Source organism: Knoellia subterranea KCTC 19937 (genome assembly GCF_000768685.1).
In the GTDB taxonomy this organism is placed as follows: Bacteria; Actinomycetota; Actinomycetes; order Actinomycetales; family Dermatophilaceae; genus Knoellia; species Knoellia subterranea.
Genome location: NZ_AVPK01000007.1, coordinates 64725 through 80316, shown reverse-complemented (window position 1 = coordinate 80316; position 15592 = coordinate 64725). Strand labels below are relative to the sequence as shown.

14 protein-coding genes are annotated in these 15592 nt (G+C 70.6%); 7 read left to right on the top strand and 7 right to left on the bottom strand.

Translation table 11 applies throughout. The features are described 5' to 3' along the window. Window positions 1–42 precede the first annotated feature (42 nt). On the top strand, window positions 43–831 hold the full coding sequence (locus N803_RS12435) for an inositol monophosphatase family protein (RefSeq protein ID WP_035905998.1): 789 nt from the start codon (window positions 43–45) through the stop codon (window positions 829–831). 12 nt (window positions 832–843) lie between these two features. On the opposite strand, the gene N803_RS12430 is transcribed toward N803_RS12435, so the two are convergent. Beyond that, window positions 844–2931: a hypothetical protein gene (locus tag N803_RS12430; protein ID WP_035905839.1), complete on the bottom strand. Its 2088-nt coding sequence runs from the start codon at window positions 2929–2931 to the stop codon at window positions 844–846. A 36-nt stretch (window positions 2932–2967) separates the two neighbouring features. On the opposite strand from N803_RS12430, the gene N803_RS12425 reads away from it, so the two are divergent. Next, window positions 2968–3705 (top strand): TIGR03089 family protein, encoded by a 738-nt coding sequence (locus N803_RS12425; RefSeq protein WP_035905837.1) that lies wholly within the window; start codon window positions 2968–2970, stop codon window positions 3703–3705. Between the two features lie 6 nt (window positions 3706–3711). Here N803_RS12425 and N803_RS17610 read toward each other — a convergent pair whose 3' ends face one another. Next, window positions 3712–5511, bottom strand: coding sequence for a peptidoglycan-binding domain-containing protein (locus tag N803_RS17610; RefSeq protein ID WP_052112244.1), 1800 nt, complete (start codon window positions 5509–5511; stop codon window positions 3712–3714). A gap of 308 nt (window positions 5512–5819) precedes the next feature. Between N803_RS17610 and N803_RS12415 the strand changes: the two genes are divergently transcribed. Continuing rightward, window positions 5820–6596: a CoA transferase subunit A gene (locus tag N803_RS12415; RefSeq protein ID WP_035905835.1), complete on the top strand. Its 777-nt coding sequence runs from the start codon at window positions 5820–5822 to the stop codon at window positions 6594–6596. Between the two features lies 1 nt (window position 6597). Next, the gene (locus N803_RS12410) at window positions 6598–7233 is read left to right on the top strand and encodes a 3-oxoacid CoA-transferase subunit B (RefSeq protein ID WP_035905834.1); all 636 of its coding nucleotides are present in this window, start codon (window positions 6598–6600) and stop codon (window positions 7231–7233) included. Between the two features lie 44 nt (window positions 7234–7277). On the opposite strand, the gene N803_RS12405 is transcribed toward N803_RS12410, so the two are convergent. Then, window positions 7278–9518, bottom strand: coding sequence for a hypothetical protein (locus tag N803_RS12405; RefSeq protein ID WP_035905832.1), 2241 nt, complete (start codon window positions 9516–9518; stop codon window positions 7278–7280). 136 nt (window positions 9519–9654) lie between these two features. Here N803_RS12405 and N803_RS12400 point away from each other — a divergent pair, with 136 nt between their 5' ends. Both N803_RS12400 and N803_RS12395 read left to right on the top strand, forming a co-directional pair. Continuing rightward, the gene (locus N803_RS12400; RefSeq protein ID WP_035905831.1) at window positions 9655–10335 is read left to right on the top strand and encodes a class I SAM-dependent methyltransferase; all 681 of its coding nucleotides are present in this window, start codon (window positions 9655–9657) and stop codon (window positions 10333–10335) included. Window positions 10336–10340: 5 nt separating this feature from the next. Next, the gene (locus N803_RS12395) at window positions 10341–11105 is read left to right on the top strand and encodes a glycosyltransferase family 2 protein (RefSeq protein WP_052112243.1); all 765 of its coding nucleotides are present in this window, start codon (window positions 10341–10343) and stop codon (window positions 11103–11105) included. Window positions 11106–11163: 58 nt separating this feature from the next. On the opposite strand, the gene N803_RS12390 is transcribed toward N803_RS12395, so the two are convergent. The 3 genes from N803_RS12390 to N803_RS12380 form a co-directional block, all read right to left on the bottom strand. Beyond that, window positions 11164–11673, bottom strand: a complete 510-nt coding sequence (locus tag N803_RS12390) for a GtrA family protein (protein WP_245617234.1) — start codon at window positions 11671–11673, stop codon at window positions 11164–11166. A gap of 79 nt (window positions 11674–11752) precedes the next feature. Next, window positions 11753–12787 (bottom strand): hypothetical protein, encoded by a 1035-nt coding sequence (locus N803_RS12385; RefSeq protein WP_156969776.1) that lies wholly within the window; start codon window positions 12785–12787, stop codon window positions 11753–11755. 5 nt (window positions 12788–12792) lie between these two features. Beyond that, the gene (locus N803_RS12380) at window positions 12793–13659 is read right to left on the bottom strand and encodes a glycosyltransferase family 2 protein (protein ID WP_035905828.1); all 867 of its coding nucleotides are present in this window, start codon (window positions 13657–13659) and stop codon (window positions 12793–12795) included. Between the two features lie 57 nt (window positions 13660–13716). Here N803_RS12380 and N803_RS12375 point away from each other — a divergent pair, with 57 nt between their 5' ends. Beyond that, on the top strand, window positions 13717–15213 hold the full coding sequence (locus N803_RS12375) for a hypothetical protein (RefSeq protein ID WP_035905827.1): 1497 nt from the start codon (window positions 13717–13719) through the stop codon (window positions 15211–15213). On the opposite strand, the gene N803_RS12370 is transcribed toward N803_RS12375, so the two are convergent. Beyond that, a complete protein-coding gene (locus tag N803_RS12370; RefSeq protein ID WP_035905825.1) occupies window positions 15210–15521 on the bottom strand; it encodes a hypothetical protein in 312 nt (103 codons plus the stop codon). The genes N803_RS12375 and N803_RS12370 overlap by 4 nt on opposite strands. Window positions 15522–15592: the final 71 nt, after the last annotated feature.

Below are 15592 nucleotides of genomic sequence, written 5' to 3'. Positions count from 1 at the left end.
CGGTATGCCGTCCGCCCACCTCGTGTGGAAGCGTGTGTGTCCGTGGACACACCAGAGGTGCTCGAACTCATGAAGCAGGTGGCCGCCGAGGTCATCACTCCGCGATTCCGCTCCCTCGCCGACGGTGAGGTGATCGAGAAGAACCCCGGTGACCTCGTCACGGTCGCCGACCGCGAGGCCGAGGTGCTGCTCACGAAGGCACTCACGGCGGCCTACCCCGACGCCGTGATCCTCGGTGAGGAGGCGCACTCCGCCGACCCGAGCATCCTTGACCGCTACGTCGGGGCGGAGCACGCCTTCACCGTCGACCCCGTCGACGGCACCAAGAACTTCGTCAACGGGTCCGCGGACCACGCCGTGATGGTCGCCGAGACGCACGGCGGCGAAACGACCCGCGCGTGGATCTGGCAGCCCGAGCACGAGGTCGCCTGGGTGGCCGAGCGTGGCGCCGGTGTGGAGCGCAACGGCGAGCGGGTGACCCGGGCTGCGCTGGGCCAGGACGACCAGCCGCGCGGAGCCACGTCCATCTGGTCGCTGCGGGGCCACGCCCTGGCCGAACTCCCTGCGCTGCAACCCAGTTGGGTCTGCTGCGGCGTCGACTACCCGAAGCTGATCGAGGGCGCGGTCGACTACATCCTCTACAGCCGCTCGAACGCGTGGGACCACGCGCCGGGTTCGCTCATGGTGACCGAGGCGGGCGGCCGCGTGGGCCATCTCGACGGTGTCGACTACGGACCGCGCTCGACCCAGCCGGGTCTCATCGTCGCGGCCGACCGGCACACCTACTCGGCGGTGCAGCGCCGGATGCCGCAGGACGTCACCTCGCGCTGACACGCGCGGCGGTCAGCTCGGTGAGCCGACCCAGACCTGCAGGGGCAGGGTGACGAGGTGGTCGGGGCGTCGTTCGAGCAGTCGGGCATCCTCGAGGACGGTCGTGTCGAGCGCCGGCAGGATCGGCTCGACACCCAGCTCCTCGAGCGCCTCGGGTGAGTCCGCCGCCAGGAGCAGCAGTCGCCCACCGCGCTGCGTCACCGCGGAGTTCGTCGCCGCGACCGCCGCGGCCAGGGCCTCCTGGTCGCTTCGCAGCGCGCCGGTCGTGGAGAGTGCCGCGCGACCACATTGACCGCGCACGACCTGGGGCCACTCGTTCGCGGCCCGCGAGTCCACCGCCAGCACGACGTCACCCTCCCCGAGCTGCGCACACACGCCCTCCACGGCGGCGAGTTCGCCGAGTTCCACCCGCTCGCCACGATGTGGCCACGTCGCGAGAGCAGTCGGCACGAGCGTTGCCGCCACAAGCGCGACCCCCGCGGCGACCGCAACGGCAACGGGGGCACGCCGCGAGAGGTGGCGGACGGCATACGCGGCAGCCATGACGCACAGGACCACGACGAACGGCAGGACGATCACGAGGCGCCGTTCGGCCCAGGGATGGTCTGGCGTGATGCCGGGCCGCCACAGGGTCGCGACGGTCGACCCCGCGCAGATGAGGAGCGGGCCGGTCCAGGCCTGCAGGGTCTCCCCCTCGGCCCATCGCGTCGCAGCCGCACGGGCGGCCCACGCCAGGGCGACGAGCGAGATGACGAGCGCGGGCACCCCGACCCACCACGACAGCCAGGTCACGGTCTGCTCGGCATAGGTGCGGCCGCCGTCCACCGTGAGGCCCTGACGGAGCTGGAGGCCGGCGACGACGCGTGAACCCGGGTCGTCGGGCGACTGCCGCACCGTCTGCCAGAGTGGTCGGCTCGCGAGGAACAGCCCGACCAGGACGACCGCACCGGCCAACGCCTGGGGCATGAGACGCGAAATCCGCTGCGGCACAGCGCCTCCCCGCTTCTGCCACCACAGCAGGACAGCCGTCACGAGAGCCAGGACGAGCCCGAGGGCGACGAGTGGGACGAGGCTCGCGGCGATCGTGCCGAGGTATTGGTTCGACAGCCACAGCGCCGCCCCGAACGCCAGAGCCGTCGACGCCCCGGCCCCGATGAGCAGCGGCCGAGCCCACCGCTGTCCTTGCGCCAGCGCCAGCGCCGCGACGGGGACGAGGAGGATCGTCTCGCGCAGGCCGTCGATGCGGACGAACGCCGTCCCGCCGACGAGGACACCCGCCAGCAACGCGGCCCGACCGAGCTCGCCGCGCATCCCCTGGCGCGCGGCGATGACGAGCGCGAGCAGTCCCGCGCCGAGGGTGACCATGGCCAGCGGCTCCGAATAGGTCGACCGCATCGTGTGCAGCACCGGGAACAACAACCCCACCCCGGCCGCGGCCAGTGGTGACCAGCGCGCCGCCCCGACCCGAGCGGTGAGCAGGCCGATCGCGAGCACGCCGATCGCACCGGTCAGGGACGGCAGGAGCATCGCGCCCGCCGCTCCCCCGAGCCACACACCCAGCGACCAGATCGCCCCCGGACCAATGACGAATTGCGGCTGGACAGAGGGGTTTTCGCTGTCGCCGACCTCATAGAAGGCGGGGCTGTCCAAGGTGATGCCCTCGATGTCGAGCACGTCCGGCCCGCCCACCTCGGCCGGGTCGACCGTGATCAGTCGTTCGTGGGTGCCGGCCATCGAGATGGCCGCCTGGAGGTAGCTCGCCGAGTCCCTGCGCGGCAACACCTGTTCCGAATGCGTTGCGGCAGACCAGATTCCGGCACCTGCGCTCACGGCGATGAGGAGCGCTGTGGTCCAGACGGGCAACGACCGTGAGGGTATGCCGTGTGCCCACCACCCGCTCGCAGCCGCCACTCCCAGCGCGAGGGGCAGGATGAGCCACGGCGTCCAGAGCCCCAGGCCCGCCAGCGGAACGGCGAGCAGCGAGAGCGCGACGATCCAGGTCGCCGTGCCCAGGACCAGCGTCTGGAGCCATCGACCGCCGGCGCGTTCGAGGGGTGAGGAGGGCAGGTCCTCGTCCGTGGTGGGCAGTGACCGGCTCATGGTCGCCAACGCTATCGGGGTGCCTAGGCTGATCCCGTGACCAGACCCGCCGACGTCCTCCAGCAGATGCTTCGCTCCGACTCGGCGAAGCCGCGCATCACCACCTATGACGACACCGACGGACCGACCCGCGGCGAACGCATCGAGTTGTCCGCCCGCGTGTTCTCCAACTGGGTGAGCAAGGCCGCCAACGCCCTCCAGGACGAGTTCGACATCGCGCCCGGCTCCGTGGTCCACCTCGACCTGCCACCGCACTGGCGCACGGCCTATTGGGCGTTCGCGACGTGGAGCGTGGGCGGTGCGGTCAGCACGGTGAGCACGGGCCGCGCTACGCAGGACGTGGATCTGCTCGTGACCACCGATCCCGACGCCGCTGCCGCCGCCACGGCCGACGGCACCGCCGCCATCCTCGTCACCCTCGCCGGCCTCGCCCGGGCCGCACTGGTTCCCGTGCCGCCGGGCGTCATGGACGAGGCCAAGGAGCTCAGCACCCACGGCGACCAGTTCGACGCGTGGGAGGAGCCGGCCGACGACGACCCGGCACTCCTCATCGATGGTGAGCGGACGGCATACGCCGATGTGGTGAATTCGGCTGCACCGCAGGCGAACTCAACCGAACGCCGACACCTCACCACGACGAGCACGGCCGACTTCCTCGTCGCCTGCCTCGCCCTGTGGGCGGCAGACGGCTCGGTCGTGCTCAGTCGCGGCGAGGCGCCGGCGAACGTTCTCGAGGAGCGTTCCCGCGTCGAGGGCGCGGTGGGTGCGCCCTGACCGGCGTCAGGTCTGCTTCTCGATGGCCTGCCAGGTGAGGGTGGCCACCACGCCGGTGGAGGCGAGCTTGGCCCGGCTCTGGGCTGCCTTGACGGCGGCTTCGGTGCCCGGACCGAAGGACCCGTCGGCCGTGATCCGCAGGGCCTGCTGAAGCGCCTTGACGTTCGTGCCGGTCGAGCCGCGCTTGGCGACCGTGCCCCAGTAGGGCAGGAGCGGGTGGACGTGCAGTTCCACCTTGTCCCACGTGGCCCGGTCGACGATCCCGGTGGCCTTGACGCCGACGGACTGCTGGAAGGCCTTGACCCGGGCCGCGGTCAACTGACCGAACGACCCGTCAACGGCCAGCCCACCGATGCCCGCCTGGAGGACCTTGACCGCCGTGCCCTTGGAACCGACCTGGAGGACGGTCGACTTGTAGGTCGTGAACTCGGTCGACGTGACGGTTGCCGGGGGCGGCGTGACCGTCCCGGTCGACGTCTGGCCCATGAGGGCGGCCCAGGTCTGCGAGGCCACCACGCCGGTCGGCGAGATGCCCTTGGAGGACTGGTAGGCCTTGACCTTCGACTCCGTGGCCGGACCGAACGACCCGTCGGCGGTGATGCCCAGAGCCTTCTGGAGCGCCACCACGGGAGCGCCCGTCGAGCCGCGGCGCAGGACGAGGTCCTTGTAGGCCGACAGGGGTGAAGTCGTCGGCGTGGTGGTCGTACCGATGAGTGCCTGCCACGTCGAGGTCGCGACGACGCCGGTCGGCGAGATGCCCTTGGACGACTGGTAGGCCTTGACCTTCGTCTCGGTTGCCGGACCGAACGACCCGTCGGCGGTGATGCCCAGAGCCTTCTGGAGGGCCACGACGGCCGGACCGGTGGAGCCACGCTTGAGGACGGTGTTGACGTAGTCCGTGAGCGGCCCGGGGGTCGTCCCGCCGGTCGTGTTGCGCGACGGGACGAGACCGACCGCGACGAGCTTGGTCCAGGTCGCATTGTCGAGCTGCTTGGTGACCGGCACACCGTTGCGCGACTGCCACGAGGCGACGGCTGCCTCCGTGCCCGGCCCGAACTGACCGTCCTGGGTGATGCCGAAGGCCTTCTGCGCGATCATCAGGTCCTTGTGGGTGTCGCCGCGCTTGAGCAGCGGGTAGCCGCTGGCCGTCATGGTCGGGGTCGTCGTGACGACCGGCACCGTGGCACCGGAGATCGGGCCGGTGAGCTGGACCGAGGTCAGCGCCTTGCCGGTCCACCACGACGTGCGCTGGTAGGCGCCGTCCCACGTGAACGAGATGTGGATGTGGTCGGTGTGTGGCGAGACGCCCGAATAGGGCGCCCACCCGCGACCCGGGTCGTAGGCGCGCCACATCTGGCGGTTCCAGATGATGTAGTTGATGCCGAAACGGCGAGCCATCGCGCCCGGTCGCCCCTGCGAGTCGGGAGCCGCGAGCCACCGGGTGATGGCGTTGCCCAGCGCCAGTCCATCGGCCGAGTAGGCATTGATCATCCAGTCGAGGGCGCGACCCTCACCGTGCTCGGCCGCGCAGGTGCGGTTGATGCCGTAGACGTGCCGCCCGTAGTGGTCGTTGAGGAGCTTCGCGAACGCCGTCGGTCCGGGCAGGTCGCCGCTGAGGCAGCGGTAGCCCTCCTGGTACCTCGGCGCGATGTCGAGCTCGTCCGGCAGCGGCTTGGTCGGCGGCGGCGGGATGGTCGCGGCGAACGCGGCGGACGCGAGCGGGACCGACAGGAGAGTGACGGTGACGGCACCGAGGGCGCGACGGGGTCCTCGGGTCGACGTGGCAGGCAGGTGAGCGCGCGTCAACGAAAGCTCCTCAGGGGCAGCGGAGTGAGTGGCGGAGTGCCGGATGCGCCGTCCCAGACGTCACATCAGACACGATGGCTTCACAGTTGTCCCACTAGTCACACACGTTTCGCAAGTGGATCGGGGTGAATTACACGGATGTACTTCGCACACCCCCGCACACGGAGACGGTTCTTCCGTCAATGTGTCCCAAACTCCGCAAATTCTTCGGCATCGCCCGTCGCCCCGTCCCACGACCCATAGGCCCGGCCGAGCACTGGCCCCCCACCACATCGGAGCCCATCACAGGGGTGACTAGAGTCACGGCCATGGACAAGGTCGTCTCCTCTGCTTCCGCAGCCCTCGAGGACATCACGGACGGTGCCAGCCTGGCCGTCGGTGGATTCGGGCTCTGCGGCATCCCCAGTGTTCTCATCGCCGAACTGCACGCGAAGGGGGTGCGTGACCTCGAGGTCTTCTCCAACAACTGTGGCGTCGACGACTGGGGCCTCGGCATCCTCCTCGGCGCGAAGCAGATCCGTCGCATGGTGAGTTCCTACGTCGGCGAGAACAAGGAGTTCGCGCGCCAGTACCTCGAGGGCGAACTCGAGGTCGAGCTCACGCCCCAGGGCACCCTCGCCGAGCGCCTGCGCGCCGGCGGCGCCGGCATCGCCGCGTTCTTCACGCCGACCGGCGTCGGCAGCCAGGTCGCCGATGGCGGACTGCCCTGGCGGTATGCCGGTGACGGCAGTGTCGCTGTCGCCTCACCTCCCAAGGAGACGCGTGTCTTCAGCCTCGGCGGCGAGGAGCGGACGTTCGTCCTCGAGGAAGGCATCGCCGCCGACTTCGGCCTCGTGCGCGCCGCCAAGGGTGACCGCCACGGCAACCTCGTCTTCAACAAGTCCTCGCGCAACTTCAACCCGCTCTGCGCCATGTCCGGCCGCATCACGATCGCCGAGGTCGAGGAGCTCGTCGAGCCGGGCGAGCTCGACCCCGACGAGATCCACCTGCCCGGCATCTATGTCCAGCGGGTCGTGCCGCTCACCACCGAGCAGGCGCAAGAGAAGCGCATCGAGAAGCGAACGATCACTGAGAAGGGGGCCTGACATGGCACTGACCCGCGACGAGATGGCCGCCCGCGCGGCCTCCGAGCTCACCGATGGTTCCTACGTCAACCTCGGCATCGGCCTGCCGACGCTTGTGCCGAACCACGTCCCCGACGACGTCGAGATCGTCCTCCAGTCGGAGAACGGCATCCTCGGTGTCGGTGCGTACCCGACCGACGACGCCGTCGACCCCGACCTCATCAACGCCGGCAAGGAGACCGTGACGACGCGGCGCGGCGCGAGCTACTTCGACAGCGCGACGAGCTTCGGCATGATCCGTGGCGGCAAGGTCGACGCCGCGATCCTCGGCGCCATGCAGGTGTCACGCTCCGGCGACATCGCCAACTGGATGATCCCCGGCAAGATGGTCAAGGGCATGGGCGGCGCGATGGACCTCGTCCACGGCGCCAAGAAGGTCATCGTCCTCATGGAGCACGTCGCCAAGGACGGCAGCCACAAGATCGTCGACGAGTGCGACCTGCCCATCACCGGCCTCGGGGTCGTGCAGCGCATCATCACCGACCTCGCCGTCATCGACGTCACCGAGGACGGCCTCGTCGTGCGCGAGCTCGCCCCCGGCGTCACCGAGGACGAGCTGCGCGAGAAGACCGGACCGCAGCTGACGTTCGCGCTCTGACGACCACCAACCCGGGCCCGTGACGGCCCGCTCGAGCCGGGCCCTCAGCGGCCCGGCTCGAGCAGCTTCCAGGCCGACGCGTCCGGGGAGTCGAAGCCCCGCTCGGCGAACGGGGCCAGGTCGTCGGCGTGTGCTTGCAGGTTGTCGACATAGACCCAGCGCACGCCGAGGTCCCACAGTCGCCGCTGCGCCTCTGCCGTCGGGTTCGCGATGAACCCGTCGTTGAGTTCGAGGATGTCGGGCTTCCAGTAGTTCACCGTCACCGAGTCACGCCCGTGTGGCGCACGCTTCGTCGCCTCCGGTGTCGCGGTCCAACCCTCGACGAGCGACTGGCGCTCGCTGAACGCGGTGACGACCCAGCGGCGGCTGTCGCAGCCGTCGACTGGCTTGCGCGGCACGGTGCAGTGGCGGTTGGTCATGACAAGGTCGTCGGGATCCGAGTGGTCCCGGATCCAGCGGGCCGCGTCGAGCTGGTCCTGGGAGATGGCCAGGCGTTCCGTGAGGGAGGCGGGCCGTTTGACCTCGGCGAAGAGCGGTGCCCGCACCGTGTTGATCGCCGCGAAACCTCCCACCGCGAGCGCCGCGGTGGCGGTGGTCGCCAGACTGGCCATGAGGCGACGACCTGGGTCGCCAAGGAACCAGCCAGCCGCCGCCGTCGCGACCACGAGCACGGCAGCAACCGCGAGAGCCCGCCAGAACGTCTGGAACGTCCCCTCGCCGAGCTCACCGACGAGGCGGGTCGGTGCCAAGTGGATGAGCCCACCGGCCACCACGGCGAGCGGCAGCAGTCGCCTGACCGCGTCCGGGCCGAGGGCGTGCACGATCGAGCGGGCTCCCATCGCCGAACCGATCGCGGCGAGCGGGATGGCGGTGAGGAGGAAGTAGTACTGGCTCTGTCCCGGGTGGGAGAACAGTCCGACCGCGGCGGCTCCGGCGATGGAGCCACCCGCGAGCAGCCACGAGAGTGGCTGCCGTCGCGACTCGCGACCGAACATCGGGGCGAAGGACAGGGCGGCTCGAGTCAGGCCGCTGATCACGGCGAGGGCCGCTGCGGCGAGCACGAGCTCACGGCCCGGCAACGACCCGAGCAGCACGTGGACGTAGGTCTGCTTCGACGAGTCCGTGATGCCCAGGGCGAGCCCGGCGCTCGAGCCGTGGAAGACGACGATGAGCGCGAAGATCAGGCCGCCGCCGACGACGAGCGTGTCGACGACAACCTTGCCGAACAGCCTGCGGTTCCACAGGAGCATGGCCACCGCGGCGAGTCCGAGACCGGCGACCACGAGGGGCGACGTCGCACCCTTGGTGCCGGCCGCGATGACCGAGAGCCACGGAACGAGGACGTATGCCGTCCGCGACAGTTCCCCGTTCCACCGTTGCGCGAGCAGGACCACCAGTGCGAGCAGCGTGGGCACACCGAGCGCGAGGGTCGGCGAGTCGGGGTTGAGGGGCAGTCCGAAGCTCGCGTAGCCGAACGGGTTGCCGCCGGACGCGACCATCGCCAGACCGCTCGCGAGCAGGGCCACCTTCGAGCTCCGCGAGAGGCGCAGGGCGGCGACCGCGACGCACACGACGACGGTGAGGGGCATGAGGGCGGGCATGACCCGCAGGAGGACGAGGTCCAGACCCGCACCCGACGTCGCGGTGACATGGGCGAGCCACGCGTGGGTGAACCAGTGGTAGCCGAGGTCCTCACCGGCCACCGTGGGCCAGCTCGTCGGCCCCCGGTGGAGGAGCTGGGACGCCAGCGCCTGGTGGAGATAGGCGTCGATGTGCGGACGGCCGAGCCCGGTCCACGTGATCTGGTTCGTCCGGAAGTAGGCGACGAGCTGGCGCAGGGCCCAGAATGAGATGAGCGACACGAGAGGCGCGAGCCACCACGCCATCGGGGACCACTGCGCCGCCATGATCCGCCGACGCGTGCGCGGCACAGCCACCAACACGGCAGCCACCGCGAGCGGGATCACGAAGGCCGGCCACCGCTGACCGAGGAGCCCGGCCACGACCTGGGTCGGCACCGCGATGGCGATGCCGAGGGCGAAGCCCATGGCGACGTCCTCGAGCAGCCAGCCGCGGCGCGGTCGCACGGCACGCCAGAGCAGGGCTCCGGGCAGCACCTGGGTGATCGCGATCGCCGCGAGCGCACGCGCGGCGTCGCCGAGCGGCAGTCCGGTGCGGACGGCATACCCCATGTAGACGCAGCCGACCGCGGCGACGACCGCCGCCGAAACGAGGTTGGCGCGGGTCGCTCGAGGCTCCGCATCGGGGCCGTCGAGGGCGGGCACGAATGGGCTGCGCGGGGACTGCACTGGGCTCCTGGGGTGGTTCGGAGGGGTGAAGGCCGTTTCCGGACTCGGCTCGGGGCGACTGTTAGAGTCCCCCAGTCATCTTTGCACCCGGCCGCAGGAGTCCGCGAAAGACATGTCGACCGATCCCACGTCGGCGGAGAACCCGAGCGGCGTCTACACGCCCGGCTACTTCGAGACCCGACTCAAGCAGGACGCGAGCCGCGCCAAGGTCTGGGAGCACCTCTGCGCCTACCTCAGCCGGTTCGTCCCGGCCGACAGCGACGTGCTCGAACTCGGCGCCGGATGGTGCGACTTCTCGAACCACATCACGGCCCGCCGCGTCGTCGCGATGGACCTCGACGCCACGGTCGAGAAGGCGGCCGCCGACCACGTCGAGGCCATCGTCGGTGACAGCACCGACCTGAGCCGGTTCGACGACAACTCCTTCGACGTCGTCTTCGCGAGCAACCTGCTCGAGCACCTCCACCGCCCGCAGTCCGACGCCCTGCTCGCCCACGCGCAGCGCGTCCTGCGCCCCGGCGGCCGCCTCATGCTCATGCAGCCGAACTTCCGACTGGACCCCGGGCGCTACTTCGACGACTACACGCACGTCGCGATCTTCACCGACCAGTCGTTGTCGGACTACCTCGTCTCGCTCGGGTGGGGCATCGAGAAGAGCATCCCGAAGTTCATGCCGCTCACGCTGAAGTCCAAGGGTTCCAAGCTGACCTTCGTCGTGCCGTGGTACCTCCGCTCCCCCATCAAGCCCCTCGCTGGTCAGATGCTCATCGTCGCCAATCCCGGAAAGGCCTGATCGCCATGTGGCAGGGCAAGACCGTCTCCGTTGTTCTCCCGACCTACAACGAGAAGGACAGCATCGCCGAGTGCATCCGGCGGTTCGAGGCGCTCCCGGAGATCGACGAGGTGATCGTCGTCAACAACAACGCCGCCGAGGGCACGTCCGAGGAAGTGGCCACGACCGGCGCCACCGAATACATCGAGACGACCCAGGGCTACGGCGCCGCCATCAAGCGCGGCCTGCGCGAGGCGAAGACCGACCTCGTCGCGATCTGCGAGCCGGACGGCACCTTCGCCCCCGAGGACCTCACCAAGCTGCTCGCCTTCGCCCCCGAGTGCGACGTCGTCATCGGCTCGCGCACCGTCTCGAACTTCATCTGGCGCGGGGCCAACATGGGCTGGTTCCTCCAGTGGGGCAACTGGGGAGTCGCCAAGCTCATCGAGGTGCTCTACAACACCAACCACCTCAGCGACGTGGGATGCACCTTCCGGGTCATGACCAAGGATCACGCCGACGTCATCCTCGAGCGTTCCCGCCTCGACGGGTCGGCCTACGGCCTGGAGATGCTCCTGCTCTCCGTCATCACCAAGGCCCGCATGGTCCAGATCCCGGTGAACTACCACTCGCGGGTCGGCGTCTCATCGGTCACCGGCGAGCTCGGCAAGACCATCGCCCTCGGCACCGAGATGATCCTGCTGACCTTCAAGATGCGCCTGCGCGCACGGTCGCTCCGCAAGGGCCTGCGCACCCCGCGCGGTCCGCACCGTCAGGTCCGCGCCTCCTGAGGTCGTGACCCTGCGCCGATCCGGGCGATCCCCGCGGGTCGGTGCGGATCGGTGCAGGTCAGTGCTGCTGCGGATCGTGCCCGATCTCCGACAGGTCGTGGTGGTCCGCCAGTTCGCTGAGCCCGCTGTGGTCTCCGTGCTGGCTGAAGACGTGCCGACGGTAGGCCCAGAACCGGAACACGGTGCCGAGGAAGAGCCCGACCCCGTTGGCCGAGATGTTGTCGGCGAGCGGGGACCGGAAGCCCAGGCCGTAGTGCGAGATCCACAGGCACCCCATCGAGATGAGCGTGCCCAGGGCGGCCACCACGGCGAAGAGCAGGAACTCGTGGTGCGCCTTGTCCCGCCGGGTGTTGCGGAACGTCCAGAAGCGATTGCCGAGCCACGCCACGATCGTGGCCACCGTCCCGGAGATGACCTTGGCGGTCAGCGGGTAGTCGTGCAGCGGTCCCTCGCCACCGGCGAAGCGCAGCAGGTTGAACGACCCGACGTCAGCGATGAATCCGGCAACACCGATGACTCCGAAGCGGGCGAGTTGCCGCAGCGTGGCAGGGGTCAAGCGCGGGGTCACCAGCACCCTTTCGTCAGAGGAGACTTCACGGTAGCAATCAGGTTCGCGACGACGGGGGCCAGCGTCGGGTCAGTGCGACTCACGCACCGAGCGCGCGAGCGAGGGCAGCCTCGAGGTCGCCCGCCGCGTCCGGTCGGACGGGTGCGGGGAGGAACGTGTCGAGCAGCTCACGCTGGTCCCGACTCAGCGCCCGCTCGAGGTGCTCCAGGCTCCGCAGTGTCACCCGGACGGCGGGCCGCCCGTGGACGGCTGCCAGGTTGAGCAGGGCGGTGCTGTCGGTCCCGAGCACCAGGGGCGCTCCCACGACGGCCGGGTCGAGTTCGGCCGGCACCTCGCGCGGCAGTTCGCGCCACGCGGCGTAGCGGCCACCCTCCTCGGCCGGGTGTGGTCGGATGGCGAGCTCGAGACCCACGACGCTGCACGCCCGGGCCACCTCGGCGAGATGCTGGCCGAAGTCGGCTTCCGACACGAGCCCGAGCTCGACCCACGGCTGGGTGAGATAGACGGCCTGACCCGATGCCACCGTGCTGTCCGAGGACAGCGCCTCGGTGAAACCGGCTGCAACCTCGGGCACGACGCGCCACGTTCCCCGGTCGCGCTCCTGCTCCCGCTCGTACAGTGCCCAGCGCTGGTCGGTCAACAGGTCCGCTGCGCCACTGACCGCCCACGAGCGCACGGTCGGCCACGGCTCGCGCCCGCCCTGGCGACGCCACGCGTCGCGACGGGTCCGCCAGTCGCCGTAGGTGCCGATGCCCTCGTCGAGGACCACGACGCGGGGGCGCCGACGGATCCGGGACACGAGTCGGAGCCACGGCTTGATGCCCGGTGCACCGACGGACAGGAGCAGGTGCTGGCGAACTCCCCCGGCCTGGGAAGCACCGATTTCCGTTGTCCCCGAACGCAATTGAAGACGCGGACCCACAGGGAGGAATGCTTCGACGTGCTCGGGGCGAACGTTGTCGCGCCCGAGGAACTGCCCGGACCCCAGGTAGTCCACGACGACGTCGTCAGAGGTCTCGGACAGCAGGTGGCGCAGGAAGCTTCCAGCGTGGACGAGGTGTGTTGCGCTGCGGACGCCGGCGAGCGTGACGTGCAGAACCGACGGGTTCGACACTCGGCTCACACCACCGGGGGCCGACCGGCCCGCGTGAGTCGCCACACGGTCTTCCAGCGCATGGGGTGTCGGGGTCCGGGGTCGGAGCGCCATCCCTCGGCAAACCCGCGGAACCACACCTTGAGCGGCTCGACGTCGCGCACGCGGGCGAGCGTGGCTCCGGTCCACACGCCGAGATAGACGGGGACGAGCGGCGCGGGCAGGTTGCGCCGGGCGACCCAGACGCGGTTGCGGGCGTTCATCCGATAGAAGACGGCGTGCCGCGCGGCCTGGGTCGCGGGGTGATGGACGACGACGTCGGGGCGGTAGCGCAGGCTCCACCCGGCATCGAGTAGTCGGTAGGCGAGGTCGATGCCCTCGTGGCCGTACCAGAAGTGCCCGGGCCACCCACCCACGGCATCGAACGCCGCCCGGCGGATGACGCACACGCCCTCCCAGAAGACGACCACCTCACCGGGGGCGCCACCGTCCTCGGTGCGCAGGCGCGGCACCCAGCGCCTCGGGGATGGCTTCCCGTCCGGATCGGCGCCCCGGGGCTGGGCGACCGCGACCGACGGGTCCGCGAACTCGGTCGCCAGGCGGGCGAGGACGTCCGTCGTGGGCAGGTGCGCGTCGTCGTCGTAGAAGAAGATGAGGTCGCCGCGGGCCTCGCGTGCCCCGACGTTGCGTCCCTCGGGGATCCCGACGTTCTCGGGGAGGTGCACGGTGCGCACACCGTCGGGGAGCCCGGTCGGCTCCCACCCGTTGCCGACGAGCACGACGTCGAGGTCGACGCCTTCCTGCGCGAGCAGCGTCTCGAGGGCCGTGGCCAGCTCCTGCGTCCGATCGCCCATCGACAGCACGACGGCGCCGATGCTCGGTCTGGGTGTCACGCGGAAGCCTCCGGGGTCGCGGCTGGGGTGGGCATGTGGCGGCTACTGTATGGCACTGTGCTGCCCCACGAGATCGACCCCGAGTCCGGTGCGCGCATGGTCGGCGGCGAGATCCCCGACTGGTCCGAACCCGCTGCGTCGCCGTCGGCCGCGCTGGGCGCACTCGTCGCGGCTGCGGCCCGTGACCTGCCCACCGACGCTCGGATCCTTCTTGCCGGTATGCCGGCTGTCTCGCTGGGTGCCCACCTTCCCGCAGGTGCCGCGGCCCATCGACTCGTGCGCGGACTCCCCGACGCCCGTGCCCTGACCGGGTCCGCCGAGATGGCCGCCGGCGGCGTCATCGCCGGAGGCCTCGACCGCCTCGCGGCACAGGGCGACACCTTCGACCTCGTGGTCGCCGTCGGCGGGCCCGAGGCCACCTGCTCGCCCGACTCGACCGTTGCGGATGCCACCGACTGGGTGCGACTCGTCCTCGGCCTCGCCGGCGACTCCGGTCGTGTTGTGGCCTCGCTCTCGAACCCCACCGGCATGGACCGCTTCCTCGACATCGCGGTGCCCGACCCCGCGTCCGGTTGGTCGGTCACGGACGCCGTGGATGGCGCACCCACCGCGCCGCCCACCCCCGCTCGCCTCGCCGAACTCGACGACGTGGAGGTGCTGGCGGCGTGGCCGGACGCGGCTGCCCCATCGGTCGTGTTGACAGCAGGCGACCTCACCGACGCCAGCGGCCCGGCCCAGGCGGCCGTCGCATCGCTCGCGGCTCGGGCCGAGGGCCGAACGGCGCTGCGCGACGTGTGGGCCACCGCCGAACGCCTGCTCGACGCCGGGCTGGGCCTGCCCCTCGCCCCCGCATGGGTCGTGACGCGGCACGTGGCCCTCCCTGCCTCCGCACTCCCCCACCCGGCCGGCTCACGGCTCCTCGAATCCGAGTTGCGCCGAGCCGTCGCCGGCCCCGGGCGGGAACGGCTGCGTGAGCTGGTCGAGGCCTACGCCGCGTGGCCGCAGGCTCCGTCCGACGTCCGCGACGTGCTCGTGCGCCCCGACGGAGGTCTCGCCGCGCTCGGTGAGGACCGCGACGGGCGGGCAACGGAAGCAGGGCACGCCGACCCCGTCGACCCCGACGACCACTCGGGACACACCGCAGCAGTGCGGCACGGCTTGAGTGGATTCGCGCAGCGCGTGTGCGCCGACGGAGCGGCCGGACTGTGGTCCGCCCCGACCACTGACGACGTGGTGCGCGACCTCCTCGCCATGGCCGGGGTCGAGGGCTCCGCTGCACCGACCGCTGAGCTCGACTCCCGCCCGGCCCCGACCTCGCGATCGGCAGAGGCGAACCGCCTGCACGACGCCGAGGCTGCCCTCGACGAGACCCGTCGCAAGGTGAGCTGGCTCGAGGGCACCCTGCGGGCCAGGGACCGGCGCATCCGCACGCTCGAGCGGTCGATCGCGATCGAGAGCTCCACGGCATACAAGGTCGTTCATCAACTGGGACGCCCCGTCCCGGCGCTGAAGCGTCGGGCACGCAGCTTCCTCGACCGGCACTCCGGAGCCTAGTCCGTCTCCGGAACGACTTCGCCGAGACTCACGACGAGGTCGTCGACCCGGTGGGTCACGAGCCGGATCCGGCGACCGCCCACGTTGACTTCATCGCCGTCGGGCCAGGCCCGCGACCTGATCCACACGACGATCGGCACGTCGGCGAGCTTGGCGCACACTTCCGCGCGCGTCCAGTCACCCCACGGGTCCTCCCGACCGTCCTCCACGAGGCGTCTCGCGAGAGAGGGCGGGAAGCCACCGGACGTGAGTTCGCCGTCCACCGCGAAGTCGCCCTCCCGGGCACCGTCGGGTTGCCAGCACAGCACCCGTCCATCGGAGAGATGGCTGTGCGTGCCTGTGGCACAGCGGTGCTCGCGCCCCGGGTGCAGTCGCAGCC

Excerpts from the sequence above, each read along its gene's own strand:
- N803_RS12395 (WP_052112243.1), top strand. The coding sequence starts at position 10,341 with ATGTGGCAGGGCAAGACCGTCTCCGTTGTTCTCCCGACCTACAACGAG.
- N803_RS12415 (WP_035905835.1), top strand. The coding sequence starts at position 5,820 with ATGGACAAGGTCGTCTCCTCTGCTTCCGCAGCCCTCGAGGACATCACG.
- N803_RS12430 (WP_035905839.1), bottom strand. The coding sequence starts at position 2,931 with ATGAGCCGGTCACTGCCCACCACGGACGAGGACCTGCCCTCCTCACCC.
- N803_RS12400 (WP_035905831.1), top strand. The coding sequence starts at position 9,655 with ATGTCGACCGATCCCACGTCGGCGGAGAACCCGAGCGGCGTCTACACG.
- N803_RS12410 (WP_035905834.1), top strand. The coding sequence starts at position 6,598 with ATGGCACTGACCCGCGACGAGATGGCCGCCCGCGCGGCCTCCGAGCTC.